Below are 25,848 nucleotides of genomic sequence, written 5' to 3' on the forward strand. Positions count from 1 at the left end.
CGATGCGGGCCTGGGTCGCCGAACAAGACTGGCTCACCCTGGAACGATTACCCGCCTACGCTCCTGAGCTGAACCCGGTGGAACTGCTGTGGTCCTCGCTCAAGAAGCGTGAACTCGCCAACCTCGCCGGCGACCACCTCGCCGATGTCGCCGACGCCACCGAGCAAGGCATCCACCGCATCAACGCCAACCCCCGACTGCCATGGTCATTCCTCGCCCATACCGGCCTGACCATCCGCCCACCACACCCACCGAACTTACGAAAAGATCAGTAGGAAACGAACCTCTGCCGGAGTAGTAAGTCGGAGAGCGGATACTGCCATCCGCCCACCGTGCAAAGTGCGTTCACCAAGAGATGCGTCGGTTCCCAGGTGCTATGGAGCTCCCGTGGAGACCGACTGCGACAGCCCCGGGGCCGTCGGGTGAAAGAGCGCGGAGGACCAAGTCGATTACGTAGTCGCTGCTGGCGCCTCGCGTACCAAGCCATCCGTCCTTGAGGAGCGTGGCGAACGTGGTGTTGTTGAGGTACCTGGGCACATCGCTCTCTCGAAGGCGCTTGCCACCGCGAGAACCGCGAGCGAGCGGGCTGTCGACCAACGCCTTGAAGTGAGGGCGGGTGAGGTACATACCGGGGATGAGCGCAGTGGAACTCATAACGAAGGGCACATTCCGGCATAATTTGACCATGCTCGGAGCGGTGACGAGCCGAGGATCCAAGCCGTCGTCGAGTTGTTCGCATTCCTTGTCCACCATCGCCATGCGCTCCATCTCGCGCTCTGCGGTCGCGTCGTACCGGTATGTCCAGACGCCTGCCTCCTTGCGCATCCGCTTGTACTGGACTGTGGTAACGCTTCCGGTGAACTCGTTCACGTAAATCATGTCGACCCCGGTGACGCTCTCCACGTTGTGGCGGTTGGCGTTGTACACGAAGAGACGATGGCCAGACGGTCCGCCGCTGCGACGATAGATGCGCCACCCCACCTCGATCGCGTCCATGCCCGTCATCCCCGGGAAGCGGTGGTAGTCGTGCACGATCTGTTGGTCCTCGATCTGCCGGAGATCGGGTAGCCCCGCGAGAAATGGTACAGAGCGGGTCTCCAGGACTTCGGGCGTAACGGGAGACTGCCAGGACTCGACCACGTCACGCTCCATGCCCGCGACTTCGAGCAGCGTGCCCACGGCGTCCTTCTCCAGGTTCAGTTTCTCCCCGACAGCGCCTGCTGGTGGGTGCATCCCTAGGGACTGCTCCAGACCGGAAAGTGTCGAGGCCAGCTCAGGCCGTAGCTGACGTACGCATTCGAGTAGTCGTTGGCCGGCTACTTCCGACATGCGGCCGTCGTCCTGAAGGAAGCGCCTGCTTGCTCCCATCGGCATCTCAAGATCCGTGAGTGGGAGCGGCCGAGTGAGCGGGGTGAAATCCTTGGTGAGCAATGAGCGTTCGTAGGTGCCTGAACGTCTCCCGGGGAAAGCGCCACCGACGCCGATGATAGTGCGCGTGCCGAAATCGGGTTCCCGGTCGGTGAAGAAGGTCAGACACCATCCGCGGGGCTTTCGCCACTCTTTGTACGGGTAGGCGAAGCTCCGCTCGTCTCGCTGAAGCCAGCGTGGTGGGGGTTCTGGGAGGCGTTGCAGCATGAGGGTGGTGCAGTGGACCAGCGCGATGGATGCCACGAGTGTCTCCCGATGATGAAGCAGTTCGACGTGGTCATTCTCAGGTAAGTCAACGTGAGTGACTCCAGGTTGGTCAAAGGTGGGACGCTGGTAGTTCGCGACGTTCAGTACGGGAGAGCGCTGACCGCTGTAGTCCAGTCGTACAGCCGGTCGTCGCGGCCCCCGTCACGGACGGTGAGTGAGTGCGGGTCCGGTCTAATGCCCTGCTGGTTGGCCCTCCACATCGGGCCGTAGGGGTCGGCATGCCTCTCGACCAGGGTGGTCGAGTTGGAGGGCAGAGCCAAGTACACGCCGCGCAGCCTGCGGCACTTCTTCGCCTCCACTGCCCTGGCCAACGGCGTGCCGGTTCACGAGGTCTCGCGTTGACTGGGCCACCGGTCAGTCAAGACCACGGTCGACGTCAACGGACGTGTATTCCCTAGCGCATGGGACCGATGCAGGGAAGTTCTGCAGCATGCCATGCGGCCCGTATGCCTGGCGGCAAGGTCTCAGCCGTCGCAGGAGGCAAGCTGAAGCGCTGGCATCAGAGCTGCGTAGGCGTACGAGGCCCGTCTGGCCTACATGGTGTTGGGATAGGACGCCCGTGCTGGGATGACCTCTGCGAAACCTGCGTCTTCGCAGGTGGGAGCTCTGCACTACGAATTAAGGTTCAACGTGTAGCAGATGGCACCATCACGTCGATGACCCGCACTCTCCCACGACAGGAACGGGCTCCCCTGCCGCGGTGTGCGGCGAAGGGGAGCCTCGGGGAGCCACCCGTCTACCGGATCAGTTCGCGTCCTCGTCCCGTGTGTGGGGGTCGGCGGGCCGGTGCGGGCTGTGCGGGGGGTCCCAGTGGTGTGGAGACGTCATGTCGTCCTCGCCCGTCTCCCACCATTCTCTGCTCCTTTCGTTTGCGCTGCTTTCTGCCGCCCGGGGCGTGAACGTGTCAGCATGCGGGTCCGCGGCCCTGTCGGTGAACGGCGGACCCTCGGGGTCTGGGGCGCGGGGCGGCCAGGGCCCCGCGGTGCCCCCGTCGTCCGAAGGGTCGCCCTCTGACCCCTCGTCGGGGGCCAGGCCGAAGGCCCGCCTGATCTCGTCGGCGGCCTCGTCCAGCCCCTCCGCTTCCAGGAACCGCATCACACGGTGTACGAACACCGTGTATCCGTCCATGTCCGGCTTGAGGCCCGCAGCCGTCAGCAACAGGCGCAGTCGATCCGAGACCCCCACCTCCTCCTCGCGGTCGAACGTCTCCCCTCCAAGGTCACCCTCGTCCCACAGCGGACCCCCGACGGTCGCCTCGCTCCGCGCGCCCACGGGCGGAACGAGCAGGTGGCGGAAGAGCTCGGGCACCTCCTCGTCGTTGGCCGCCGCCGCGATCGTGGCGAGCGGGCCGATCATGTGGACCGCCTTCTCGATCTCGTTCTCGTGGCGGGCCAGCCACCACACCACCGCGCTGCCCGCACTCTTGAGTACGTCGTCGCCGAGGTAGCGCCGCTTGTTGCGCTCGTGCTGGCGCTCGTACTCCCAGATCTCCTCGTCCTTGCGAAGATCGGTCAGCTTCCGCAGGCGCTCGCGGTCGGCGGGAGCGAGGGTCAGCTTCACATCGGCCGCCAGGGCCTTCACCCGTTCGTTCCGGTCCGGGAGCAGGACGCCCAACTCCCCGTCCAGGAGGTACTGGGCGAAGTTCACCCGGCCGGGTTCCTCGTGGCGGACGACCTCCCGGGCCCGGCTGACGACCGAGGAGGCGGCGACGGCCGGGGAGGCGTCGTCGGACCGGCCGGCGTGGTCGGCTACAGGCTTCCACCACACGGTGGCGGAGAAGAGGAAGTCGTAGCCGTCCGTCGCGCTCGGCAGCGCCACGTCTCTCACCCGTGTCTCCTGGTACGGCTGCTCCACCGGTGCTGCGGGCGGCTCGGGTTCCCCGGGCTCGTACGGTCCGGCCGACGCGCGACCACCGCTGTGGACCGTCATCACGAGCAGCAGGGAGCCCGAGGCCGTGACCATGGACATGAAGCCCCACAGCCACGCCGACCAGTGCAGGAGGCTTCCGAGCACAGCCGGTGCGAGGCCGCAGAGAGCGACGAACGACAAGCTGGAAAAACGTTGTCTCATCGTGCCTCTTCCGTGGTCCGTGGTCCGGTGTTCGCACGCTCCGTACGGCCGTACTGCACATGGTCGATGTACTGCCAGAAGAGGGTGGCGACCGCTGCCCGGGACGGGTGGCGCGCGGACCCACCCCAGTCGCAGGCGATGGTGTAGAGGCGGTGGAGGGCAGCCCCGCGACCGTGCGCCGCCCCGACCATCACCTCCAGCGCCATCTTCCGTGTGCTGTCGCCCGCCACGGCGTCCAGCCAGCTGCTCACCAGCGGGTTCCAGAGCTCCGTCGGCGGCTGAGAGAACACCACCTCCCAGCCCAGGAACAGGTCCGGCCACGGCGGCGGGTCCGGTGCCCGGCCGCTTCTCAACAACTCTGTGAGCAGATGGAGATGAGGCTCTGCCCCGTGCGGCTCCCAACGTGCCCGGGCCCGCAAGCGGTCGATCAGCAGTCGGTAGAGCCGGCGGTCGCGGCCGGCGAGGTCGAGAAGCGCCTCCCGGGCCTCGCGCGCCGCCTCCCCCTTCCGTACGGCGAGGTAGTGGAGCCGTACCACCGCCTGATCCGGGTGCGTCGCGCTGAGGCTCTGGACGCAGGCTGTGGTCAGGACACGGGCGAGACCGTCCGACAAGGAGCCGGATCTCACGGCACAGTCGTACATCCGCTTGCGGAACCATCCCCCGAACCTCTCGTGGCCGAGACCGAGTTCGAGGGCCGTCACGGCTCGCGGATCGCGGGGCGTTCCGGTCGTGTGGTCCGCCCAGCACGCCACGAGGTCGAAAAGGTGGTCGGGCCGCCCGACGGCCAGGGTCCGCTCGCCGAAGCGGACGACGACGTTCACCCGGTCGTCGGCGGTCAGGCCGCGTAGCCCGGCGGCATTGCCGATCCATTCCCTGAGGTCGTCGCGTATCCCGGGAAAGTTCGCCCAGAAGTACGTCCGTACCGCGTCGGCGTAGGCCAGCTGCTCGAAGCGGAGCCGTCCATCCGGATCCCGCTCGATTCCGAGCTCGGCCAACCGTGCTCCGAAATCCGTACGCGCGAGCTCGGTCGTCGCCTCCTCCTCGTGCCTCACCGTCTTCATCAGACCGTGCCACGCCTCGTAGACGATGTCAGCGCGGGCCTCCTCGAACATCGCCGTCGCGAGCAACAGGGCCCGCTCGGGTGCGGTGCGGACCGCGGCCACCTGTCGGCCCACCTCGCTGGCACGGTCGGTCACCGCGTGCATCGCCTCGCCGAGCCATCCCGCGAAGTCGGCGCCGAACCGGCCGCTGTCGCGAGCGGCCCTCACCAGTCCCGTGAGCCGCGCCAGTTCTCGCATGGGGGAGCGGTCGCACAGGTGCTGGAGGTCAGCGCTCCGCAGATCTGAGGGACGGAAGGGCATCCGGTCCATGCGGAGGTACCGGGTGACGACGGCGACACCCCTGGGGCGTCCCAGCCTCACCGTGTGCGGTTCGAGGTCCGGCGGGTGGGTGTGCTCCATGCCTGACGGCAGGACGACGACCATGTGGGCCCCCGCCTCCTGGACCTGTGGCCGGCGCACGGCCAGGCGGCGCTGGGCTTGGTGGTACGTCTCCTCGTCGGCGATTCCGGAGAGGTCGAGGAGGAAACGGTCCCCCCTACCGGGAACGAGAGGGTTCTCGTCCTCGCTGGTGACGGGAAGCTCCTCGAATCGGACCCCCTCCTCGTCGGCGCTCCCGTCCTCACCGAACCCGTGCAGCAGCATGATCGCCGCGGCGCGACGGCCGCTGCCGGGCAGCCCTTCCAGCAGCACCACCGATCCGGGCTTCTCCAGACGGTCGGCGGCAACGCGGTAGCCCACCGGCGGAACGAACCGGTCGGCCAGGCGCACCCGGTCCTCGCGGGTGATCCGGAGGGACGCGACCCCTTTGCGGATCATCCAGTCCGGGCCGACGCCGTAGAAGACGTACTGGTGCCCCTCGCTGTTGTTCACCGGGCCGCGCGGATCGTTGACGGTGACGCGGTCCCGCTCGGTCATCGTCCGTCGTCCGAGTGCCGGCGCTCGCGCTCGAAGCGCTGGTGGACCGTACCGTTGTTGTCGCCCGCCGTGAACTGGAGCCCGGTGTTGTCGCCTTCGAAGTGTGGTGCGTTGTACTGATGGCCCTGACCGGTGTGCACAGGTCCCTGTGGCTCGTTGACGAAGGTGCCGGACAGGTCGCCGTTGAGGTTCCCGATGCCGCCGCGCACGCGCTGCTCGACGTCGCGCGTTCGCATCCTGGTGTGCCCGGTGTCCCGAGCCGACTTCTCGCGGGACTTGGCCTCCGCCCGCTCCCGAACCGCACGGGCGTCCCGGTCCACCGCACCCAGCTCGGGCAGGAGCCGGGCGAGGGTGTCGCCGAGCGCCGTCAGGTCCGACTCGGCGTTGCGGTGGTCGAACCGCCTGTACTGGCAGTCCGCCAGCTCCAGCAGATCGTCCGGAAGGACGGCACGATCGATCCTCGTGGCCTTTCCGACGAGCACGGGGATCACCAGGGCCCCGCGGTCGAGCGCGGTCTGGATCTCGCGACGGGTCCAGTCCTGCTCGGCTTCGAGGGCAGGGCGACCGTTGGCCCCCCGCACCTCCGCCCAGCGCGGGCCGATCACAGCAAGGAGAGCCTCGCACTCCTCCACCGCCCTGACCAGTTCCACCGGGAAACGGCGTCCGGGATCGATCGAGTTGCTGGCGAAGAATATCCGCTCGTCGCCGAAGCGACGGGCGAGTTCACGAGCGATCATGGTCGCTGCGGACTCCTCGTCACCCGTGCGGTAGTTGACGAAGACGTCGGGCATGAAGGTTCCCTTCGTGAGAGGAAGACGGGGTGAACAGGCACGCGGCTGTGCACCGGGGCTCCGGTCCGCCCGGGCCGTGAGGTCCCACCGTGTGACGGCACGGCGCATCCACGGGAGGGCGTGCGATTGAGGGGTGCCGCCTGGTGCGTCACTGGCCGCGGACAGCCCGGAGAAACCGGGGGTGTGATGCCACCGCCGAGCGGTGATCAGAGGGTCCCGCCGGAATCGTGGGATCCGGGGGGGCGGAGGGACAGGGCGGACCGGTGAGCCGGGCGACTCGCGTGTGTGCCGGTCGTGGAGCGGCTGTCAGTCGTGCGCGGGGGCGAGTACGCGTGCCAGCGCGGGCTGCAGATCACGTACGGCGCGGCTGCTGCGGAACCGGGAGAGCTCCCGTGCGAGACGCCGGACGTCGCTGTTCACCGTCGCCGAGGGCACGGCCGGCATCACTTCCAGGAGATCCCCGGCGATCGCGCACGCGTGCTCGACCTCCCCGGAGGCGGCATGGGCCAAGGACCGGCGGAAGCCGTACCGGGCGCGGGTACGCAGCGCGTGCGGCGGGAGGCGGCGGTACTCCCGGTCGAGTACCTCGGCGGCGGCCTTGGGGCGGCCCAGGTCGTGCAGGCACCAGCCGGTCGACATCGCCGCCGGATCGCTCACATGGGAGGTGCCGATCACGGGCTCGGCGTCATTGCGGGCGTCGTCGCCGGCGAGCAGTTCCCGTGCCCTGTCGAGGCTGCGGAGGCAGTCGACTTCGTTGCCGACGAGCGCGTGCCCCTGTGCCTCCCGTTGGGCCGCGAGCCCTCGGATGCGCGGCGGGAGTTCGCTGCTCTGGGCGCGGCGGGCCAAGGCGACGGTGCCGGCGGCGTCCCCGCCGTACATGGTGATCAGGGCGCGTCGCACCAGTGCGTAGGAACCGAGGTACGGGTCGCCCCCAGTGCGCGCCAGTTCGGCAGCCTCGCCCGTCCAGCCGAGTGCCGCGTCGCTGTCCCCGGCCTCCTGGGCCATCCAGCCGGTGAACTCCGCGAACCGCGAGGCGAGCAGCAACGCAGGAGCCCGAGAAGCGGACCGGGCGTCGGCGGCCAACCCGGCGATCATGCGGGTCTGTGTCTCCAGCAAGGGCAGCAGGACCTTGGGTGCGGTGGACTGACCGAGCTGCCGCAGTTGGTCGAACTGCGTGCGGAGGGAGGGCAGGAGGGGGTTGTCGGTGGAGGACAGTGCCTGACCGCCCAGTTTCAGGCCGAGGTCGACCAGCGCCCCCGTACCCGCCGAGAGGACCGCACGGCGCCCGACGAGCCAGCGGCTCGAACCGGCGGGGCGTTCGGCGGTGCCCGAGTCCGAGTACGTCTCGGGACGGGTGACCAGGCGCTGCAGCTCGCCGTCCGCGCCGAGGAAGGCGTCGCACCGCCGGGCTAGTTCGGGGGACGCGGAACGCTCCCCGCGCTCGACCTTGCTGAGGTGCCCCTTGTCGTAGTTGAGCGCCACGGAGAACTCAGTCAGAGTCAGCCCCGCTTCTACTCGCAAACGGCGAAGTTCCGGGCCGAAGCGTAAATCCGTGCTCATCGTCAACCTCCCCTTGAACAGTGACCGTGAGAGCCGTCCGCCCTCACGGGAGCCGTCAACCGACGATCACCGGTGGACACGAACTCGACAGCGAACACCCGCTGTAGCGACGGCGTATCGCTTCGCATCCGAAAGTGAGTCTGGCACGACGCGTGCCAGGAGAATCGGGGTTCGGCGGTGTTGCCCGTTGCCTCTTTCGTTCTCCGTTGCTGCCGTCCACTCCTTTGAGTGACCGGGGTCGCCCGCGATCGGGACAAAGCGATCGATGAAGAGCACTGGTCCCGGAGGCGGTCGGGCTGGGTGAAGTGGGCGGCGTAGACGGTGCCGAGACGGCGTCGAGGTGTAGGAGGGCGCCGAAGGAGTCGGTCTGGTCGTACGCGGGTCCCACCCTTAAGAAGCGCGCCCGGTTCCTGGGGTTCTGCCGGCACCCGCGCAGTCTCTATCCGCCCGGTGTCCGTATTGCGGGCTGAATCACCTGACCGATCGGCGATAGATTTGCCGTGAACCGCCTTCCGGGCCTGGATCAGTGGCTTCGGCCGGGGTGAAGCCGAGACCTTCGTAGAAGGCGCGTGCCCCGCTGGCAACAGCGCCCGGGTGGTCGGCACCGAAGGTGACCACCTCGATGCTGCCGGGGCCATGCACGAACCTGCTTGTCGCGTCCGCCATCAGCGCCGCACCGACGCCCTTCCCGCGTGCCTTCTCCGAGACGACGAGCCAATGAACGTGGTGAACCGGGGGCTTCGCACCGAAGAGCAGGCCGCCGAGGAGACCCGATCCAGGGGAGAGGGCGACGAGCGCCGCGGACTGGCGAATGTGCTGGTCCACGGCGCTGTGGAAACCAGGGTCCTCGACCATCGGGCCGAACCAGTGCTCGACCTGGGCTGCCAAGCCGAGAAAACCGGGGAAGTCCTGTTCTCGCGCGAGTCTGACGATCACCCGAGCAGTCTGACAGACGAGACAGACGTTGCCTGATCCGGCACTGGGCGTCGAAGGAGTCGCGCGCCAGGTCGAACGGGCGCCGGACAGGGACGGGTGTGCCGTGGAGCTGTGTGCCCCGTAGGCAGGGGCCGGTGTCTGATCGGGACCGTCAGCGGGCGCGGCAGGTCTTCGACGAGTGGCCGGGTGCACGGCGCGTCCACCCGGCCCCTTCCGTCAGCTCAACTGGCGCACCGACATGAGCAGATGGCGGTGTTCCTCGTGGGGCGTGTGGTCCGCGTCCGGCAGGCCGCTCAGCATCGCCCGCTGGCCGGGGCCCAGGAGTTCGAAGCGCACCTGCGGGGCGTTGAAGGAAGCGAGGGCTTCCAGCAGGTACGCCGGGTTGAAGGCGACCGCCATGTCGTCGGCGCCCTCCAGCGTGGCCGCGAGCCGCTGCGAAGCGACGTCGTCCTCGTACCCCGCCTGGAGCAGGACGGTTCCCTGGGCGGAGAAGTCGAGCCGGATGGGGCTGTTGGGCTCCGCGACGACCGCGACACGGCGGACCGCGTCGACGAGCGGCTCCCGCTGCGCGACCGCGACTGCCGGGCCGTCCAGCGCGAACAGCTTGTCGTAGCGCGGCAGTCGCCCTTCCAGCAGCCGCAGCGTCGTACGCATACCGGCTGCCTCGAACGAGATCAAGCCGCCGCCCGAGCCGTTCAGCCCGACACGAAGGGGGCCGGACTTCGCCAGCGAACGGGAGATCTCGGTCAGCCTGCGGCCTGGTACCACCACCTCCACGGCCTCGGAGCCGGTTTCCCCGGGCTCCCAGGACACCGTGCGCACGGCATAGCGGTACCGGTCCGACGCGGCCAGCGTCATCGACTCGCCGTCCAGCCGCACCTGGATGCCCGTGAGCACCGGGAGCGTGTCGTCACGGCCCGCCGCGATCACGACCTGTCCGACGGCGGCAGCGAGCTCGGCCGCGTCCACCACTCCGCGACAGGCCGGAAGCTCGGGCAGCGCCGGGTACTCCTGTGTGGGCAGCGTCGACAGCCCGAAGCGCGTACCGCCCCCGTCCATCGTGAAGCGCACGCCCTCCAGCGCGCACCGCACCATCGCATCGGGCAGCACCCGGCAGATGTCGAGCAGCCGGCGCCCGGGCACGAGCACCTGACCGGGTGCCAGGGTCTCCGCCGCCACCTCGATGTCGGCGGAAGCCTCGTAGTCGAAGCCGGAGACGCGCAGCCGGCCCTCCCGGGCGTCCAGCATCAACCCGCCCAGCACCGGCACGGGTGAACGGACGGGCAGCGACTTGGCCGCCCACCCCACCGCCTCCGCGAGAGCGCCCCGCTCGATCCGGAACTCCATCAGCGCGTCCCCCATCACGTCGTACCCGTCGGACCGCGCACGCTATACGTCGCCACTGACAACGCCCGCGGACCACAGGCCGTTCAGGGGGCGCTCGCTATCGCGGCCACGCGGGGCGCGACCAGCGTGCGGTAGCAGGCCGTGCGCAGCGCCACCGACTCGTCGAGGCGCCCCGCGTTGAAGAAGATCTCCTCGTGCGCGAAGAGGGCCGGGTCGGCGACCACCTCCAGTTCCGGGTCGAAGCTCAACGGCATGATGCAGCCGCTGACACAGCCCGTCAGCTGCTCGGCGACCTCCCGCGCCGCGAAGGACGCCTCCCGGCCGGCGTACAGCGCGGTGAGCGCGGGCAGGTCGACCCTGCGGTCCCCGGGCACCACCGCGATCACGTACCGGCGCCGCTTGCTGCTCAGCGCCACCCTGATGACCAGGCTCTTCGCGGCCTGGTCCAAGCGGTGGCCGCGCAGCGCGCTGGCCAGGTCGGTGCGTCCCTGCGGTGCATGGTTCAGCAGGCGGTACCGGGCGCCGCCCCTGGCGAGCAGGTCGAGCAGGCGGGTACGGCTGTCCGCAGTCGCGAGCGCGGAGGACATGGCGATCCTTTTCTGGGAGAGGTGTCGGCGGCTCAGCGGTCGCGCAGCTCCAACGTGCAGCACTTGACGCTGCCGCCCGCCTTGAGCAGTTCGGTGAGCTCGACCCCGATCGGTTCGAAGCCACGGGCCCGCAACTGGGCCTGCAATCCCTTCGCCGCGGTCGGCAGCAGCACATGACGTCCGTCGGAGAAGGCGTTGAGCCCGAAGACGGCGGCGTCCTCCGCCGTGGCGATCACCGCCTGGGGGAACAGGGCCCGCAGCACGGCCTGGCTGCCCGGAGTGAAGGCGTCGGGGTAGTACATGATCTCGTCGTCGGACAGGACCGCGAGGGCGGTGTCCAGGTGGTAGTGCCTCGGGTTGACCAGCGTCAGCGAGGTGACCGGCAGCCCGAAGAACTCCTGGGCCTCGGCGTGGGCACGGATGTCGGTGCGGAAGCCGGTCCCGGCCAGTATCCGTCGGCCGACGGTGAGGAGATCGCCCTCGCCCTCGTTGATGTGCTCGGGCCACAGCACGTCCTGGTAGCCGCGCTCCTCGAACCAGCGCAGGTAGGCGGGCCCCTCGGCGGTGCGCTCGGCGTGCCGGAAGCGGGCGCCGAAGACCCTGCCGTCGACGACGGTGGCGCCGTTGGCCGCGAACACCATGTCGGGCAGCCCCTCGACCGGCTTGATCTCCTCGACGCTGTGGCCCAGTTCGAGGTAGAGGTCGCGCAACTGCTCCCACTGGCGCACCGCGAGCATCGTGTCGGTGTCGCGGCCGGGGTTCATCCAGGGGTTGATCGAGTACGTGACGTCGTAGTGCCGCGGCCGGCACATCAGCAGCCTGCGGCGGGTGGCGGTGCGGGTGCGCTGCCCCGCCGGGTGCGTCGAGATGCTGGGCGCGATGGTGTCGGTGACCGGCACGGTTGCTCCTTCGACTGTGCTCATGGGTGATGAGGTACGGAACGGGTCTCACGGGTGGTGAGGTGCGGAACGGGTCTCACGGGTGGTGAGGTGAGTGGGCTCACGGGTGGTGAGGGGCTCAGGGTGGTGAGGGTGTCCGGCCCGCGCGCGGTGGTGGGGGGAGCGGGCGGGCCGGGGCGCAGGTGCCGGTCGTTCAGCGTCCGCTGGGGATCGCGGTCCCGCCGGCGTCCTCCGCCGCGACGGTCGCCTCAGCGGGGTCCGGCTCGGCCGGTGCGGTCCGCTCGGCCGCGTCCGTCCGCTCGGCCAGGTCCGTGTCCTCGGCCGCCTCCGTCTCCTCGGCCGCGTTCCGTGGCTCGTCCGACGACCGCAGGCCCGCGAAGGCCAGGGCCGCCGCCACCGTGCCGAGGACCGCGCAGGTCGCCCAGACACCGTCGCCGTAGTGGGTCCACATCAGCATGCCGAGCGCCGGGCCGACCGCCGAGCCGAGGCCGAACACGGTCTGGGACGCGGCGATGTAGCGACCGCGGACCTTCTCGTCGGCCTTCGCCGGGTGCGCCCACAGGGTCGGTCCGCTGACCATGAGGCCGCCCACGCTGACGGCGGTGGTCAGCAGGACCAGCGCGGGCACGCTGCCGGGCAGGCCGTAGCCGGCGATGCCGAGGCAGTAGACGAACGTGCCCACCGTCGCGGCCGTGCTCGCACGCCAGCGGCTGATCCGTGCGGTCACCGCCAGTTCGAAGCTGATCAGCAGGGCCGAGGACAGGGTCAGCACACCGCTGTACAGGGAGGTGGGGTGGCCCGCCTCGTCGAGGTCGACCGGCAGCACCGCGAAGAACTGGGCGTACACCAGGGCGCTGAGCAGCATGGAGCCCAGGTAGAGCAGGAAGCGGTGGTCGCGCACCATGGTCCCGTACGCCGAGCGGTGGGCCTCCCGCGCGGCGCCGGGGTCCTGCGCGCCGGCGGTCGGTGCCGGCCGGGGCAGCAGGATCGCGGCGAGCAGGGCATAGGCCAGCGCCGTCGAGCCGTCCACCCAGAACAGCAGGTTCCAGTCGATCTGGATGAGGCCCGCGGCGAGCAGCGGGCCGGCCGCGGCGCCGATGTTCATGGCGATGCGCAGCATGGAGAACCCCATGACGCGGAACTCGTCCGGCATCAGGTCGCTCAGCAGCGCGGAGGCGGCCGGGCGGTACGACTGCGTCATCAGGCCGAGGACGACGACCACGCCGAGCAGGACGGGGTAGTCGCCGGGGTCGGCCAGCCAGGGGATGAGGAAGACCAGCACGGCCGAGCAGCCCATCGCCGTGGTGATGGTGTTGCGGCTGCCGAGCCGGGAGGTCAGTTCGCCGCCGAGGACGGTGCCCGCCACCGCGCCCACGCCGTAGGCGCCGAGCAGGAAGCCCGCCTTGTCGACGCCGTACCCGCGGTGCGTCAGGTACAGCACCAGGAAGGTCTGTACGAAGGCGCCGAGCTGGTTGAGCAGCACACCGCCGAGGAGGTAGCGGACCGAGCGGGGCGTGGCCCGCAGGGCGTCGAGGACACCGGGCGCGGCGTTCTCCTTGGACTTGGACACACTCATCGCTTCACCTTCGTAGGGGGGAGAGGGGCCCTCCCGGGCCTTCGGCAGCCCGGAGCGGACCGGGTGTCAGGAACCGACGGCCTGGTCGAAGGAGAAGACACCCTCGGGGTCGTACTTCTGCTTCACCTGGACCAGGCGCCCGTAGTTGGCGCCGTAGTAGGCCTCACGCCAGTTCGTGAGGTGGGGGTCGACGAAGTTCTGGTAGGCGGAGCCGGTGACGTGCGGGGCCATGCCGGCGTGCAGGCCGTCCAGCCAGTCGAGGTTGGCGGCGATCAGGCCGGGGTCGTCGTCGTCCGTCCAGGAGGTGTCCATGGAGACCAGGAACAGGGTGTCCCGGTGGACGAAGGCGGTGGCGTCCGGGGCCACGCGGTTGATGGCGCCGCCCCAGGAGAACAGGCCGACCCCGCCACCGTCGGCGTTGTGGCTGCCGGGCCAGCGCTCGACCCAGGACAGCATGGTCTCGACGCCGTCGCCGGACAGCGGTTCGCGGATGTAGTTGGAGCGCAGCGCGAACTGGTCCCCGGAGGTGGCGTGGACCATGTACTTGTTGGCCTCCCAGAACGTGCGCTCGGCGACGTCCCTGGACACCGGGGTGGCCGCGGTCAGGACCGGGTCCAGGATCTCCAGGCACTCGCTCGCCGGGCCGAAGTACTGGCCTTGCAGGGTGACTTCGGCGTTGTCCCGGATCGCGCCGGGTCCGGTGCCGTGCGTCCACACACCGAGCCGGGCCGCGAAGTCGTCCGGCGCCCGGCGCACCATGTGCTGTCCGGCCTCCAGGACGGCGGCGGCGTCGGACCACTTCCAGGTGACGTAGAAGGTGGTGACGTCGGGGACCGGGTGGGCCTGGAAGGTGAGGGAGACGTTGATGCCGAAGTTGCCGCCGCCGCCGCCCCTGCACGCCCAGAACAGGTCGGGGTTCTCCCGCTCGTTGGCCACCGCGAGGGAGCCGTCGGCGAGGACCACGGTGGTCTCCACCAGGGCGTCGGCGGTCAGGCCGTAGCGGCGGGCGGCGAAGGCGGCGCCACCGCCGAGCGCCAGGCCCGCGACGCCGACGGTCGGGCTGGTGCCGGTGGAGAAGACCATCTCGTACGGCTGCATCGCGTCGTAGACATGGCTGATCTTGGCGCCGCCGCCCGCGACGACCAGGCCGGTGGAGCCGTCGGCGCGGGTCTGGGTGAGCCTGCTGAGGTCGATGACCAGGCCGTCGCCCACGGAGTAACCGGCGAAGCTGTGGCCGCCGTTGCGGGCGACGACCGGGACGCCCTGCTCGCGCGCCCACACGAGGGCCCGCTGGACGTCCGCGGTGTGGGCCGCGGTGAGCACGGCGGCCGGGGTGCGGTGCTTGTAGCGCGTGTTGAACAGGTGCGAGCCGACGCGGTAGCCGGGGCTGCCCGGCAGGAAGACGCGCCCCTCCACCTCGCCGGCCAGCCGGGAGTAGTCGACGCCGGCCACCGTCAGCGCACCTCCTCGATGGAGGAGACGCCGCTCGCGGCGTGGGCACCGTAGCGCTCCCAGCGCTCGTGCAGCCGTATCCGGCCGTCGGCCAGGACCTCGGGGGTGTTGACGCTGCGGCCGGAGATCACCCGGCCGTCGTCGAGAACCATGCTGTACGAAAAGCTGATCACACCGTCCGTGTCACGGGTCCCCGCCAGGGAGCCGCGCCGTACGTCGCCGCCGGTGAACTCGGCCCAGACCAGATCACCCTGCTGCCGGTACAGCGCGATGGGCGCGTCGTCGGCCGGGTCGGCCAGGACCTTCCGGAATCGCTTGCCGTCGTAGTTGATCACGTCAGCCATGGAACAGGCGGGCGCGATTGCCCGGAAGGGGCCTGCCGGACGGCCAATCAACCGGACGTGAACCCGGGCCGCGTCCGGGTTGATTGTCCCTCTCGGACATGGCTTCCGGGCAACCCGCGCACCCCGTGGAATCGCCCTGTCACTCGGATTCAGGAGGCGATCAGCGCGTGGACGACAACAGTGCCGGCGAGGCCGCGAAGGACGTGATCCTGCTCATCGGGTGCGGGCTGCGCAAGTACCGCGAGTACCTGCTGGCCGGTGCCGCGGCGACGCACCCGGTCTGGCTGTTCACGGACGACGAGCCCGACTGGCAGACACCCTGCCTCAGCGGGCACACGGTCGTGGACCTCACCGACCGGGACGCCGTGCTCACGGCCGCCCGGGAGCTGGCGGGGCGCGTCACGGTGCGCGGTGTACTCAGCTGGGACGAGACCCTGATCGTGACGACCGCGCACGTGGCGGAGGCACTCGGCCTGCCCGGCGCGGGCGTGGACGGCGTGGAGGGCTGCCGGGACAAGTACCGCAGCCGCCGGCTGCTCACCGAGGCGGGCATCGACCAGCCCCGGTACGCCTGGGTGGACACCGCCGAGGAGGCGTTCGCGGCGGCGGAGGAGATCGGCTACCCGGTCGTCGTCAAGCCGCGCGGCATGGGCGCCAGCATCGGCGTCGTGCTCGCCCAGGACGCCGGCGAGGTCGCCGAGGCGTTCCGGACCGCCGACGAGTCCAGCCGGATCGGAGCGGTCTCCTACCGCGGCGGGGCGCTGGTCGAGGAGTACCTCGAAGGGCCCGAGATCAGCGTCGACGCGGCCGTCGTGGACGGCGAGTACCACCCGATGTTCGTGGCCCGCAAACAGGTCGGCCTCTTCCCCTACTTCGAGGAGATCGGCCACCACGTCGCCGCGGACGACCCGCTGCGCACCGATCCGGAACTGCTGGCGATGCTGCGGGCGGCGCACCGCGCCATCGGCTACGGCTCCGGCATCACCCACACGGAGGTCAAGCTGACCTCCCGCGGTCCGGTCATCGTCGAGATCAACGGACGGCTCGGCGGCGACCTCATCCCGCGTCTGGGGCAGCTCGCCACCGGCATCGACCCGGCCCGCGCCGCCGTGCGCGCCGCGCTGGGACAGCGACCCGACTTCACCGACACCGAGCACCGCACGGTCGGCATCCGCTTCGGTTACCCGCCCGAGGACTGCGTGGTCCGCTCGGTCACCCCGCCCGCCGCCGCCGAGGGCCTGCTCGCCGCCGAGGCGATGGCCGGACCCGGCACCGAACTGAGGCTGCCCCCGAACGGCTACCTCGCCCGCCACTCCTACGTCATCGTCGCCGGCGCGGACCCCGCGCAGACCGCCGCCCGCCTGGACGCGGCGGCGGCCCTGGTCGTCCTCGACCGGCAGCCGCTGACCGTGCCCGTCCCGGCGTGAACCGGGCCCACCGGCCCGGGACCGCCCGGCGTGAACCGGGCCCACCCCACCCCCGGAACCAGACCGCCGACACCTCTGAGGAGAACCACATGGCACACCGCACAGTCGAACTGCTCGCCGTCGGCGCGGGTCCGGCGAACCTCGCCCTCGCGGTCGCGCTGGAGGAACTGGCGCCCGACCTCGCGGACCAGGCCCTCGTCGTCGAGCGCGAGGAGAACGTCGTATGGCAGCGGGGCATGCTGCTCCCCGACGCCCTCAGCCAGGTCTCCTTCCTCAAGGACCTGGTCACCATGCGCAACCCGCGCAGCGAGTTCTCGTTCCTCAGCTTCCTGCACGCCCGCGGCCGGCTCGACGCGTTCGTCAACCTCGGCAGCTTCGTGCCGTACCGCAGCGAGATATCCGAGTACCTCCAGTGGGTGGCGGACTCGCTGGAGCGGACGCGGGTGGAGTACGGCCGGACCGTCACCTCGGTCACGCCCGTGCACGGCGCGGACGGTGAGATCGACCGCTGGACCGTGGAGTTGGCGGACGGCGAGACCATCGACTGCCGCTACCTGGTGATCGGCGCCGGGCGGGACGCGCACGTACCCGCCGTGTTCGAGGGGCTCCCGGCCGAGCGGGTCATCCACTCCACCGAGTACACCCAGCGGATTGCCGGCGTGCCGGCCGACCGGCCGCCCCGGGTCGCCGTGGTCGGCGGGGCGCAGAGCGCGGCCGAGCTGTTCGGCGCGGCCCTGCGGGACCTGCCCGGCTGCCGGCCGACGATGATCATGCGCTCGATCGGTCTGAACGGCTACGAGAGCAGCAAGTTCACCAACGAGCTGTTCTACTCGTCGTTCGTCGACGAGTTCTACGACGCCGAGCCCGAGGCCCGCCGCCAGCTGCTGGCCGAGATGCACCGCTCCAACTACGGCGGTCTGGCCCCGGCCACCCTCGACTCGCTCTACCGGCAGTTCTACCAGGACCGGCGCACCGGCTCCGACCGCCTCGGCATGATCACCATGACCGACATCACGGGCGCCACGACCGACGGCGACGACATCGTGCTGACGCTCACCGACCGCCGCACCTCCGCCACCCGCGAGCTCCGCTGCGACCTGCTGCTCCTCGGCACCGGGTTCGTCCGCGAGATGCCCCGCATGGTGCGCGCGCTCGGCGGCGCGCTCGGCCTCGACCAGATCGCCGTCACCCGCAACTACCGCCTGGAAACCGGCCGTCAGGGTGCCGCCGCCTGCTACCTCCAAGGCGTCAACGAGGCCACCCACGGCATCGCCGATTCCCTGCTCAGCGTCCTCGCCGCACGCTCCGCGGAGATCACCGAGGACATCCTCGCGCACCGCGCCGGCCGGCCGGCCGGCGACCGTGAGCCCGCCCTCGCCGCGGCCTGACCACCACCGCTTCCCACCCAGCAGAGAGACGACATGCTCATCAAGCACCTCGACCGCGCCGGTCTCACCCACGAGAACGGCCTCGACGCCCAGCGTCTGCTGCCCTGGTCCGAACTGAACGCCCCCTTCGAGGGCTCCTGGTGCGTCATCCGCCCGGGTACCGCGTCCACCGCGCACTCCCACCACGAGTACGAGATCTTCATCGCCCTGCGGGGCGAGGCGTTCCTGGAGGCCGGCGGCGAGCGCGTGCCGTTCGCCGCCGGCGACATCGTCCACTTCCCGCCGCACCACGAGCACCGCGTCGTCAACGACTCCGACGCCGACTTCGAGATGTACAGCGTCTGGTGGGACGCCGAGATGGCCGACCGCTTCACCCACCGCCACGCCCGGGAGGCCTGAGCCATGGACCAGCCGACAGGACAGCGGCGCACGGTCATCATCGGCCCGCCCCCCACCCCCAACGGCGACCTGCACGTCGGCCACATCGCGGGCCCGTACATGGCGGCCGACGTGCACGCCCGCTACCTGCGGGCCACCGGGCAGCCGGTGCTCTACACGACGGGCACGGACGACAGCCAGACGTACGTCGTCTCCAGCGCCGCCAAGCTGGGCACCACCCCGCAGGACCTGGCGGCGAAGAGCTGGCGGGAGATCCGGGAGACGCTCGGCCTGATGGGCGTCTCCGTCGACGGGTTCGCCCCCTTCGACGACGGCTACCGCGCGATGACGCTGGACTTCCTCACCCGGCTGCACGACGCCGGCAGGTTCCGGCTGCGCACGGTGAAGCTGCCGTACGTCGAGGCGACCGGCGAGTTCCTGATGGAGGGCCTGGTCAGCGGCGGCTGCCCGGTGTGCCTGGCGGTCAGCCGGGGCGGGCTGTGCGAGAGCTGCGGGCACCCCAACAACTTCGCCGAGCTGACCGACCCGCGCTCCACCGTCGACCCCACGGCCGAGGTGACCTACCGGGAGACGCGGATCCTGGTCCTGCCGCTGGAGGAGTACCGGGAGCAGCTGACCGCCTACCACCGGGCCAAGGAGTCCACCTGGCGCCCGCACATCGTGCAGCTGATGCGCGAGCTGCTGGCCCGCCCGCTGCCGGACTTCCCCATCACCTATCCCACCGGGTGGGGGATCCCGGCGCCGTTCCCCGAGACGCCGGGCCAGGTCATCAACGCCTGGGCCGAGGGCATGCCGGCCTCGATGTACTGCACGGCCGTGGCCCAGCGCGCGCACGGCGAGCGGCCCGCGAGCGACGACGAGTTGTGGCGCGCGGAGAACGGCATCCGGCTGGTCTACTTCCTCGGCTTCGACAACGCCTACTTCTGGGGACTGACCCACCTGTCGCTGCTGCTCGCCCACGAGGGCCGCTACGTCGTCCCGGACGCGATCGTCAGCAACGAGTTCTACGAGCTGGAGAACGAGAAGTTCTCCACCAGCAAGGGCCACGTGGTGTGGACGCGCGACCTGGTGCGCGAGGTCCCCCGCGACCTCGTCCGCTTCCACCTCGCGCTCACCGCGCCGGAGCACGCCCGCACCAACTTCTCCCGGGCCGCCCTGGAGAAGATCACCGGCGAGCGGCTGGCCGACCCGTGGAACCGGCTGGGCGCCCTGCTCGGCAAGGCGGTCGCCGAACTGGGCCTGGAGGGGCACGAGCTGCCGGTGTCGCCGCAGGCGAACGCGCGCCGGGCGGCGATGGCCGAGCGGTTCGAGGCCGGTTACCGGCTCACCGGCTACAGCCTCAGCCGCACCGCCGACCTGATCCCGCTGCACATCGAGCGGCTCCTGGACCGGGCCGAGGCCCTGACGGCCGGGCCGGCCCCGGCCGACCGCACCGCGTCCGCGGCCGAACTGGGGGACCTCTTCGCGGAGCTGCGCACCCTGATCGCCGCGGCCTCGCCGATCCTCATCGACCTCGCCGAACAGGCGCGGGCCGAGGGCGGCTTCGACGGCACGTTCGCCGTCGCGCCCGAGGAGCGGACGACCACGCCGTTCACCGTTCCGGCGCTCGGCCGCACCACCGCCGAGAGCTGAGCGACCGCCGCACGACCGAGAGAAAGAAGGGAGGTGCCCGATGCGTGTCACCGTCGTCGGCGGCGGGGTGATCGCCCTGCTGACCGCCGTGGAGTGCGCCCTGGACGGACACCGGGTCACGGTGGTCGACCAGGGGTCCATCCCGTACGGCCGGGCCACCTCTTTCGACCAGCACCGGATCATCCGGGCCCTGCACCCGGGCGATCCGCTCGCCACCGCCGCCGCGCTGCGCGCGCACCGCCGCTGGCTGGAACTGGAGGAGCTGTTCGCCACCCGCTTCTACGAGCGGGTCGGCGCGCTCACCGTGCTCCCGCCCGCGGCGGCGGACGCGGGCACGGTGCTGCTGGCCGACGCCGGGGGACGCGCGCGCACGCTCACGGCGGACGCGCTCGCCGACCGCTACCCGCACCTCTCCCTCGGCGGCGCCGCCGGCGCGGTCCTGGAGGACGACGCCGGCGTGCTGCTCGCCGAGCGGGTGCTCGCCGCCTGCGTCGGCTGGCTGAGGTGGCAGTCGGGCGTCGGTCTGCTCGAACACCGGCCCGCGGTCGCGGTGGACGGGGAGCGCGGACGGGTCACGCTCGCCGACGGACAGGTGCTGGACGGTGACGGTGTGGTGGTCGCCGTGGGGCCGTGGGCGCGCCGCCTGCTGCCCGAGCGGGTGGCGAAGTCGCTCGCCCTGTACCGGCAGTCGTTGCTGTACTGCCGGGTGCCCAGGGGGGTGGCCGAGGCGTGGGCCGCCACACCGGCCGTCCCCGCCCTGGGCACCCGGCGCGGCGCCTGGCTGATCCCGCCGGTGGCCGGTACGGCGCTCAAGCTCAGCTCGGCCGCCGTCTGCCGCCAGGTCGACGACCTCACCGACAACACCACGCCCGAGAGGTGGCAGCAGGAGCTGACGGCCGAGTTCGGCGACCTGCTGCCGGGCTTCGGACCGGCCTGGGTGCTCGGCACCAAGGACTGCTACTACCTGTCGCACGCCGAGACCGGTGGCCCCCTCGCGGTCTCCCTCGGCGCCTCGGCCCACGCGTACGCGGCGTGCGGCGGTTCGTCGTTCAAGTTCGCGCCGCTGATCGCCCGCACCCTCGCCGACCGGGTCCTGGGCCGCGTCCCCGACCGAACGGGCCTGGCGGCCCTGGACGCCGACCCCCTCGACGCCCGGCCCTGATCCCTTCCAACCGAGAGGAACCGCCATGAAACTCCTGGCGCTCGAAGCCCGGCAGAACGCCACCTACTACATCTCCCGCTACGAGCAGGTCGTCGGCCTCGGCGCGGACCTGTACGTGCTCAACGGCGAGGGCACCGAGGACTTCTGGCCCGCCGACCGCTACCGCACCGCCGGCTCACGGTCCATCGAGGCCCTGATCGCGGCGGCCAAGGAGTGGCACGCCGAGGAACGCTTCGAGGGCGTGTTCACCTTCTCGGAGTCGGGGGTGCTCGCGGTCGCCGCGGTGGCCGAGGCCCTCGGCCTGCCCGGCATCGGCGTGGAGGCCGCACGTGCCAGCCGGAACAAGCTGCTGATGCGCCAGGCCCACGAGCGCGGCGGCGCCGCCCACCCGCACTTCCGCTTCGTCACCACCGAGGCCGAGGCACTCGCCGCCGGCCGGGAGTTCGGCTACCCGGTGATCGTCAAGCCGACCCTGGGGGCCGCCTCGAACTACGTCTTCCGTGCCGACGACGCGGCCGAACTGCGTGAGCGCTACGCCCAGGCCGCCCAGGGCCTGACCGAGCTGTCCTGGTACGCGATGGAGGCCGACGGACTGGACCTGGGTCCGCACGGGCTGCTGGTGGAGTCCTTCCTCGACGGCGACGAGTTCCTCATCGAGGCCCTCGCCTGGGACGACGAGGTGTACCTCGGCTCCATCGTCGACCGGGTCACCGCCGAGGGCGACACCTTCGACGACGACGTCCACCACGCCCCGACCGCGCTCACCCCGGCCCAGGTCGAGGCCGTGCACGAGGTCGTCACCGCGGGCGCCCGCGCCCAGGGGCTGCGGCGCAGCGTGCTGCACGCCGAGGTCCGCTTCCACGAGGGCCGCCCGCACCTGGTGGAGATCGCCGTACGCCCGGGCGGCGGCGGCCTGGACCACATGGCCCGCATCTCCGCCGGCTACGACCCGATAGCCGCCGTCGCCGACGTGGCCCGCGGGGTCCGCCCGAAGGCGGGCCACTACCGGCCGACCGGGGTCCACACGGCGGCCCTGTGCCTGCTGCCCCCGGCCTCCGGTCGCGTGGCGCACGTGCACGTCCCCGACGGCCTGGCCGACCGGGACGACCTGTTCTTCCTCAAGGTCACCGCCAAGCCCGGCGACCTGGTCCGCCGCCCGCCCGCGGGCAACAGCATCCTCGGCTTCCTCGGTGTGACGGGCACGTCGTTCGAGGACGCCATGTCCACCGCCGAGGAACTCGCCGCCCAGGTCCGCGCCGACCTGACCGGCCCGGACGCCTGATCCATCCACCAAGGAGTACAGACATGCCCGAACGCCCTGTCGTCATGGTGGGCTTCGTGCCCGTGGCGGTGACCTCGCTCGCGCAGTTCCAGCCCGAGGGCTCCGTGATCGTCATCGACGAACCCGATGTGATCCGCAAGCGCGAGCTCGGGCCGAAGGCCGACGAGGCCCCGGTGGTACGGGAGCTGATCGCCTGGGAGTACCAGCTCGAAGGCGCGGCCGACGCCTTCTACAACGCCCACCCCGACCTCGACCCGGCCGCCGTCGCCCCGCTCCAGGAGTACGCCACGCCCTTCGCGGCCCGCCTCGCCGAACGGTACGGGGTACCCACCGGCGGCTACGGGGCGCTGCGGATCCTGCGGGACAAGGCCGTGCTGCGCAGGGTCAGCCGGGCCGCCGGCATCCTCAACCCGGAGTCCGTGGAGGTGACCGGCCCGGACGAGGTCCGCGCCTTCATGGCGGAGCACCCCGGGCCGGCCGTGCTGAAGCCGGCCAACCGCCAGGCCGCCCTCGGCACCCGCATCCTTGCCTCCCCCGACGAGATCGACGAGGCATGGGCGGAGACCACCGCCATGGACGAGGGCGTGATGGTCCCCGACCGCGGGTTCGAGCTCCGCATGCTCGTCGAGCGGTGCGTCCAGGGCCGCGAGTACAGCGTGGAGCTGCTCGTGGAGCGCGGCCGTGCGGTGTTCGGCAACGTCACCGGCAAGGAGCTCTACCCCGGCGGCCGGCCGGTGGAGCTGGGCCATCTGGTGCCCGCCGACATCCCCGGCGACCTGGACGCGCTGCTGCGCGCCGAAACCGGGCGGCTGCTGGAGGCCGTCGGGTTCGGCACGGGCATCGCGCACTGCGAGTGGATCGTCGAGAACGGCCGCCCCTACCTGGTGGAGTGCGCCGGCCGCTTCCCCGGCGACGGCATCGTCGACCTGATCGACCGTGCGTACCGCGTCGACCTCGTCCGCGCCTTCTGGACCCTCATGAAGGGCGAACCGCTGACCGCTCCGCTCCCGGAGAAGGCCCCCGGCGCCGCCGCCATCCGCTTCCTGCACACCGGGGCCGGGGTGGTGGAGGATGTCTCGGGGCTCGACGAGGCGCGCGCGCTGCCCGGCGTCCAGGCGTGCTCGGTGACCGTGGAGCCGGGTGCCGAGGTGCGGGAGCTGCGCAGCTCGTGGGACCGTGTCGGCTCGGTCGTCACCGAGGCGGAGAACGGGGCCGAGGCGGTCGCCGCCGCCCGGCGGGCCCTGGACACGATCCAGATCAAGGTCCGCCCCGCGCAGGACGGCCCCGTGCAGGACGAACCCGCGCAGGACCGACCGGCGTAGGTTCCACGACAGAAGGAGAGACATGGCCACCGTCGAGGACGTGCGGCGCCTGGCGGTCGCGTTACCGCGCACCGAGGAGCACCTGATCCGGGACCGGGTGAAGTTCCGTGTCGGCCGGATCGTCTACCTGGCGCTGTCCCGTGACGAGACCACGCTGGGCTTCGCGTTCCCCAAGGAGGAGCGCGCGGCCCTGGTGGCCTCGGAACCGGAGAAGTTCTCGCTGCCCCGGACCTCCGACCTGCGCTACAACTGGGTCCAGGCCGCGCTCGCCGCGCTGAGCCTGCCCGAGCTGACGGAACTGGTCACCGACGCCTGGCGCATGTGCGTCCCCGCGAAGGTGGCCCGCGCCCACCTCGGACCCGACCCCGCGCCGCCCCCGCGCCCGGCCCCGACGCTGGCCGAACTGCGCCTTTCCGCCCAGGTGTTCGCCGCCTACCCGGGCGTCGACCGCAGCTGGCTGGAGCTGCGCGGGCCCTCCGCTCCCGACCTCGACCTCGGCGACCCGGCCGGCCGCACGGCCCTGCACCGCTGGCTCAACACCTGGGGGTGCAGGCTCCCCTACCCGCGGGAGGGCGAACCGTACCCGCTCGGGGAGGGGCTGGTCGCGTGGACGGACAGCCACCCCCTGCCCGACACACCGCTCCCCGAGCTGACCGACCCCGAGATCGACACTGTGGCCACCGCGTACGAGGAACTCGCCCGGCTTCCGGTCAGATTCGGGCCCCGGCCCCGGTCCCTCGGCCCGACGGCCGCCGCGAAGGCGCTCTACGCGCTGCGCCCGCACACCGTCATGCCGTGGGACGCGGCCATCGCCACCGAGCTGTACGGCGCCCGGGACGGCGCCGCCTTCGCCCGCCACCTGCGCACCGGCAGGGCCTGGGCACGGGCCGCCCTCGCCGAGAGCGGACTGAGCGCCGACGCGCTCGTCGCCGACCTCGGCCGGCCCGCCGTCACTCTCGCCAAGGTCCTCGACGAACACCTGTACGTGACCATCACCCGCCGCACGGCGGGCTGACCGTACGCCCGGGTCGTCCGAATACCGACCCTGTTCCGACCCCCCGTGCAACGATCCGTCGCGATCGTCACCCGAACCGCGGCACAGAGCTGTGCCGACCACGAAAGGCACCGAAGAACCATGACAGTTGACCAGAGCACCAAGGACAAGGCGCGGCGGCTGCGGGCGCTCGGCTCCGAGTCCGTCCTCGTGCTGCCCAACGCCTGGGACGCGGGCAGCGCCGCCGTGATGGCCGCCGCCGGCGCCCAGGCGATCGCCACGACCAGCGGTGGTGTCGCCTGGTCCCTCGGCAAGGGCGACGGCGAGCAGGCCGACCGGGACGAGATGCTCGCGGCTGCCGCGCGCATCGCCGCCGTGGTCGACGTCCCGGTCACCGTGGACGTCGAGGGCGGCTACGGCGCGGCCCCGGACGAGGTGGCGAAGACGGTCACCGCGGTGGTCGCCGCGGGAGCGGTGGGCATCAACCTGGAGGACTCCAAGGCCCCCGGCGGCCCGCTGTTCACCCCCGAGGAGCAGGCGGAGCGGATCGCGGCGGCGCGCGCCGCCGCGACCGCGGCCGGGCTGCCCGAGCTGGTCGTCAACGCCCGTACGGACGTGTACCTGTTCGGCATCGGCGAGGAGTCCGGCCGCCTGGAGGACGTGCTGACCCGCGCCGCCGCCTACGAGCGGGCGGGTGCCGACGGCATCTTCGTGCCCGGCCTGCTGGACCTGGCCGTCCTCGGCGAGCTGACCGCCCGCTCCCCGCTGCCGGTGAACGCCATGGCCGGTCCCGGCGGACCCGGCGTGGCCGAGCTGGCCAAGGCCGGGGTGCGCCGCGTCAGCGTCGGCACCGCGGTCGCCCAGGCCGCGTACACGGCGGCCCGCCGCGCCACCCTGGAACTCCTCGGCTCCGGCACCTACGAGGAACTGGCCGACTCGCTGGACTTCTTCCAGATGAACGGCCTCTTCAGCGCCTGAGCACGGCGGGGGGCCGGTGCCGGCCGCACCG

Annotated in this window: 23 protein-coding genes; 10 read left to right on the forward strand and 13 right to left on the reverse strand. The window is 71.2% G+C overall.

Features of this window, described 5'->3' with window-relative positions:
* Window positions 1–275, forward strand: a 275-nt coding sequence (locus tag IE294_RS38080) for a transposase (protein ID WP_189893862.1), incomplete at its 5' end; no start/stop codon positions are given.
* Between the two features lie 70 nt (window positions 276–345).
* Here the strand turns inward: IE294_RS38080 and IE294_RS38085 are convergent.
* The 13 genes from IE294_RS38085 to IE294_RS38145 form a co-directional block, all read right to left on the reverse strand.
* Entirely contained in the window at window positions 346–1,671 is a 1,326-nt protein-coding gene (locus tag IE294_RS38085; protein ID WP_189893864.1) for a hypothetical protein, read from the reverse strand.
* Window positions 1,672–1,775: 104 nt separating this feature from the next.
* The gene (locus tag IE294_RS38090) at window positions 1,776–1,961 is read right to left on the reverse strand and encodes a hypothetical protein (protein WP_189893866.1); all 186 of its coding nucleotides are present in this window, start codon (window positions 1,959–1,961) and stop codon (window positions 1,776–1,778) included.
* 478 nt (window positions 1,962–2,439) lie between these two features.
* Window positions 2,440–3,708 carry a hypothetical protein gene (locus IE294_RS38095; RefSeq protein WP_229917747.1) on the reverse strand — a complete coding sequence of 423 codons (1,269 nt, stop codon included), beginning with the start codon at window positions 3,706–3,708 and terminating at the stop codon, window positions 2,440–2,442.
* A gap of 53 nt (window positions 3,709–3,761) precedes the next feature.
* The gene (locus IE294_RS38100; protein ID WP_189893870.1) at window positions 3,762–5,741 is read right to left on the reverse strand and encodes a hypothetical protein; all 1,980 of its coding nucleotides are present in this window, start codon (window positions 5,739–5,741) and stop codon (window positions 3,762–3,764) included.
* Window positions 5,738–6,532, reverse strand: a complete 795-nt coding sequence (locus tag IE294_RS38105; RefSeq protein WP_189893872.1) for a toll/interleukin-1 receptor domain-containing protein — start codon at window positions 6,530–6,532, stop codon at window positions 5,738–5,740. The genes IE294_RS38100 and IE294_RS38105 overlap by 4 nt, the downstream gene beginning before the upstream one ends.
* Before the next feature lie 306 nt (window positions 6,533–6,838).
* Entirely contained in the window at window positions 6,839–8,092 is a 1,254-nt protein-coding gene (locus IE294_RS38110; protein ID WP_189893874.1) for a helix-turn-helix domain-containing protein, read from the reverse strand.
* Between the two features lie 471 nt (window positions 8,093–8,563).
* Entirely contained in the window at window positions 8,564–9,028 is a 465-nt protein-coding gene (locus tag IE294_RS38115; RefSeq protein ID WP_189893876.1) for a GNAT family N-acetyltransferase, read from the reverse strand.
* 216 nt (window positions 9,029–9,244) lie between these two features.
* Window positions 9,245–10,375 carry a DNA polymerase III subunit beta gene (gene dnaN, locus IE294_RS38120; RefSeq protein ID WP_189893920.1) on the reverse strand — a complete coding sequence of 377 codons (1,131 nt, stop codon included), beginning with the start codon at window positions 10,373–10,375 and terminating at the stop codon, window positions 9,245–9,247.
* An 83-nt stretch (window positions 10,376–10,458) separates the two neighbouring features.
* Complete coding sequence (locus tag IE294_RS38125) at window positions 10,459–10,962, reverse strand: YbaK/EbsC family protein (protein ID WP_014674734.1); 504 nt, start codon at window positions 10,960–10,962, stop codon at window positions 10,459–10,461.
* 32 nt (window positions 10,963–10,994) lie between these two features.
* Complete coding sequence (gene ddaH, locus IE294_RS38130; RefSeq protein ID WP_373315921.1) at window positions 10,995–11,885, reverse strand: dimethylargininase; 891 nt, start codon at window positions 11,883–11,885, stop codon at window positions 10,995–10,997.
* Window positions 11,886–12,054: 169 nt separating this feature from the next.
* Window positions 12,055–13,437, reverse strand: a complete 1,383-nt coding sequence (locus IE294_RS38135; RefSeq protein ID WP_189893878.1) for an MFS transporter — start codon at window positions 13,435–13,437, stop codon at window positions 12,055–12,057.
* Between the two features lie 66 nt (window positions 13,438–13,503).
* The gene (locus IE294_RS38140; protein ID WP_189893879.1) at window positions 13,504–14,889 is read right to left on the reverse strand and encodes an FAD-binding oxidoreductase; all 1,386 of its coding nucleotides are present in this window, start codon (window positions 14,887–14,889) and stop codon (window positions 13,504–13,506) included.
* A 2-nt stretch (window positions 14,890–14,891) separates the two neighbouring features.
* A complete protein-coding gene (locus tag IE294_RS38145; RefSeq protein ID WP_189893924.1) occupies window positions 14,892–15,224 on the reverse strand; it encodes an avidin-fold protein in 333 nt (110 codons plus the stop codon).
* A gap of 176 nt (window positions 15,225–15,400) precedes the next feature.
* Between IE294_RS38145 and IE294_RS38150 the strand changes: the two genes are divergently transcribed.
* The 9 genes from IE294_RS38150 to IE294_RS38190 all read left to right on the forward strand — a co-directional run bounded on the left by IE294_RS38150 (window position 15,401) and on the right by IE294_RS38190 (window position 25,817).
* Window positions 15,401–16,660 (forward strand): ATP-grasp domain-containing protein, encoded by a 1,260-nt coding sequence (locus tag IE294_RS38150; RefSeq protein ID WP_189893880.1) that lies wholly within the window; start codon window positions 15,401–15,403, stop codon window positions 16,658–16,660.
* A gap of 89 nt (window positions 16,661–16,749) precedes the next feature.
* Window positions 16,750–18,048, forward strand: coding sequence for a lysine N(6)-hydroxylase/L-ornithine N(5)-oxygenase family protein (locus IE294_RS38155; RefSeq protein ID WP_189893881.1), 1,299 nt, complete (start codon window positions 16,750–16,752; stop codon window positions 18,046–18,048).
* 33 nt (window positions 18,049–18,081) lie between these two features.
* Window positions 18,082–18,447: a cupin domain-containing protein gene (locus IE294_RS38160; protein ID WP_189893882.1), complete on the forward strand. Its 366-nt coding sequence runs from the start codon at window positions 18,082–18,084 to the stop codon at window positions 18,445–18,447.
* A 3-nt stretch (window positions 18,448–18,450) separates the two neighbouring features.
* Window positions 18,451–20,079, forward strand: a complete 1,629-nt coding sequence (locus IE294_RS38165; protein WP_189893883.1) for a class I tRNA ligase family protein — start codon at window positions 18,451–18,453, stop codon at window positions 20,077–20,079.
* Window positions 20,080–20,119: 40 nt separating this feature from the next.
* Complete coding sequence (locus IE294_RS38170) at window positions 20,120–21,241, forward strand: NAD(P)/FAD-dependent oxidoreductase (RefSeq protein ID WP_189893884.1); 1,122 nt, start codon at window positions 20,120–20,122, stop codon at window positions 21,239–21,241.
* A 25-nt stretch (window positions 21,242–21,266) separates the two neighbouring features.
* Entirely contained in the window at window positions 21,267–22,523 is a 1,257-nt protein-coding gene (locus tag IE294_RS38175; protein WP_189893885.1) for an ATP-grasp domain-containing protein, read from the forward strand.
* A gap of 23 nt (window positions 22,524–22,546) precedes the next feature.
* Window positions 22,547–23,845, forward strand: a complete 1,299-nt coding sequence (locus IE294_RS38180) for an ATP-grasp domain-containing protein (RefSeq protein WP_189893886.1) — start codon at window positions 22,547–22,549, stop codon at window positions 23,843–23,845.
* Window positions 23,846–23,867: 22 nt separating this feature from the next.
* Complete coding sequence (locus IE294_RS38185) at window positions 23,868–24,860, forward strand: MmcQ/YjbR family DNA-binding protein (RefSeq protein WP_189893888.1); 993 nt, start codon at window positions 23,868–23,870, stop codon at window positions 24,858–24,860.
* A gap of 120 nt (window positions 24,861–24,980) precedes the next feature.
* Window positions 24,981–25,817: an isocitrate lyase/PEP mutase family protein gene (locus IE294_RS38190; RefSeq protein WP_189893890.1), complete on the forward strand. Its 837-nt coding sequence runs from the start codon at window positions 24,981–24,983 to the stop codon at window positions 25,815–25,817.
* The last annotated feature ends 31 nt before the right edge of the window (window positions 25,818–25,848 follow it).

The sequence above is a fragment of the Streptomyces canarius genome (assembly GCF_014650735.1).
GTDB lineage: Bacteria > Actinomycetota > Actinomycetes > Streptomycetales > Streptomycetaceae > Streptomyces > Streptomyces olivaceoviridis.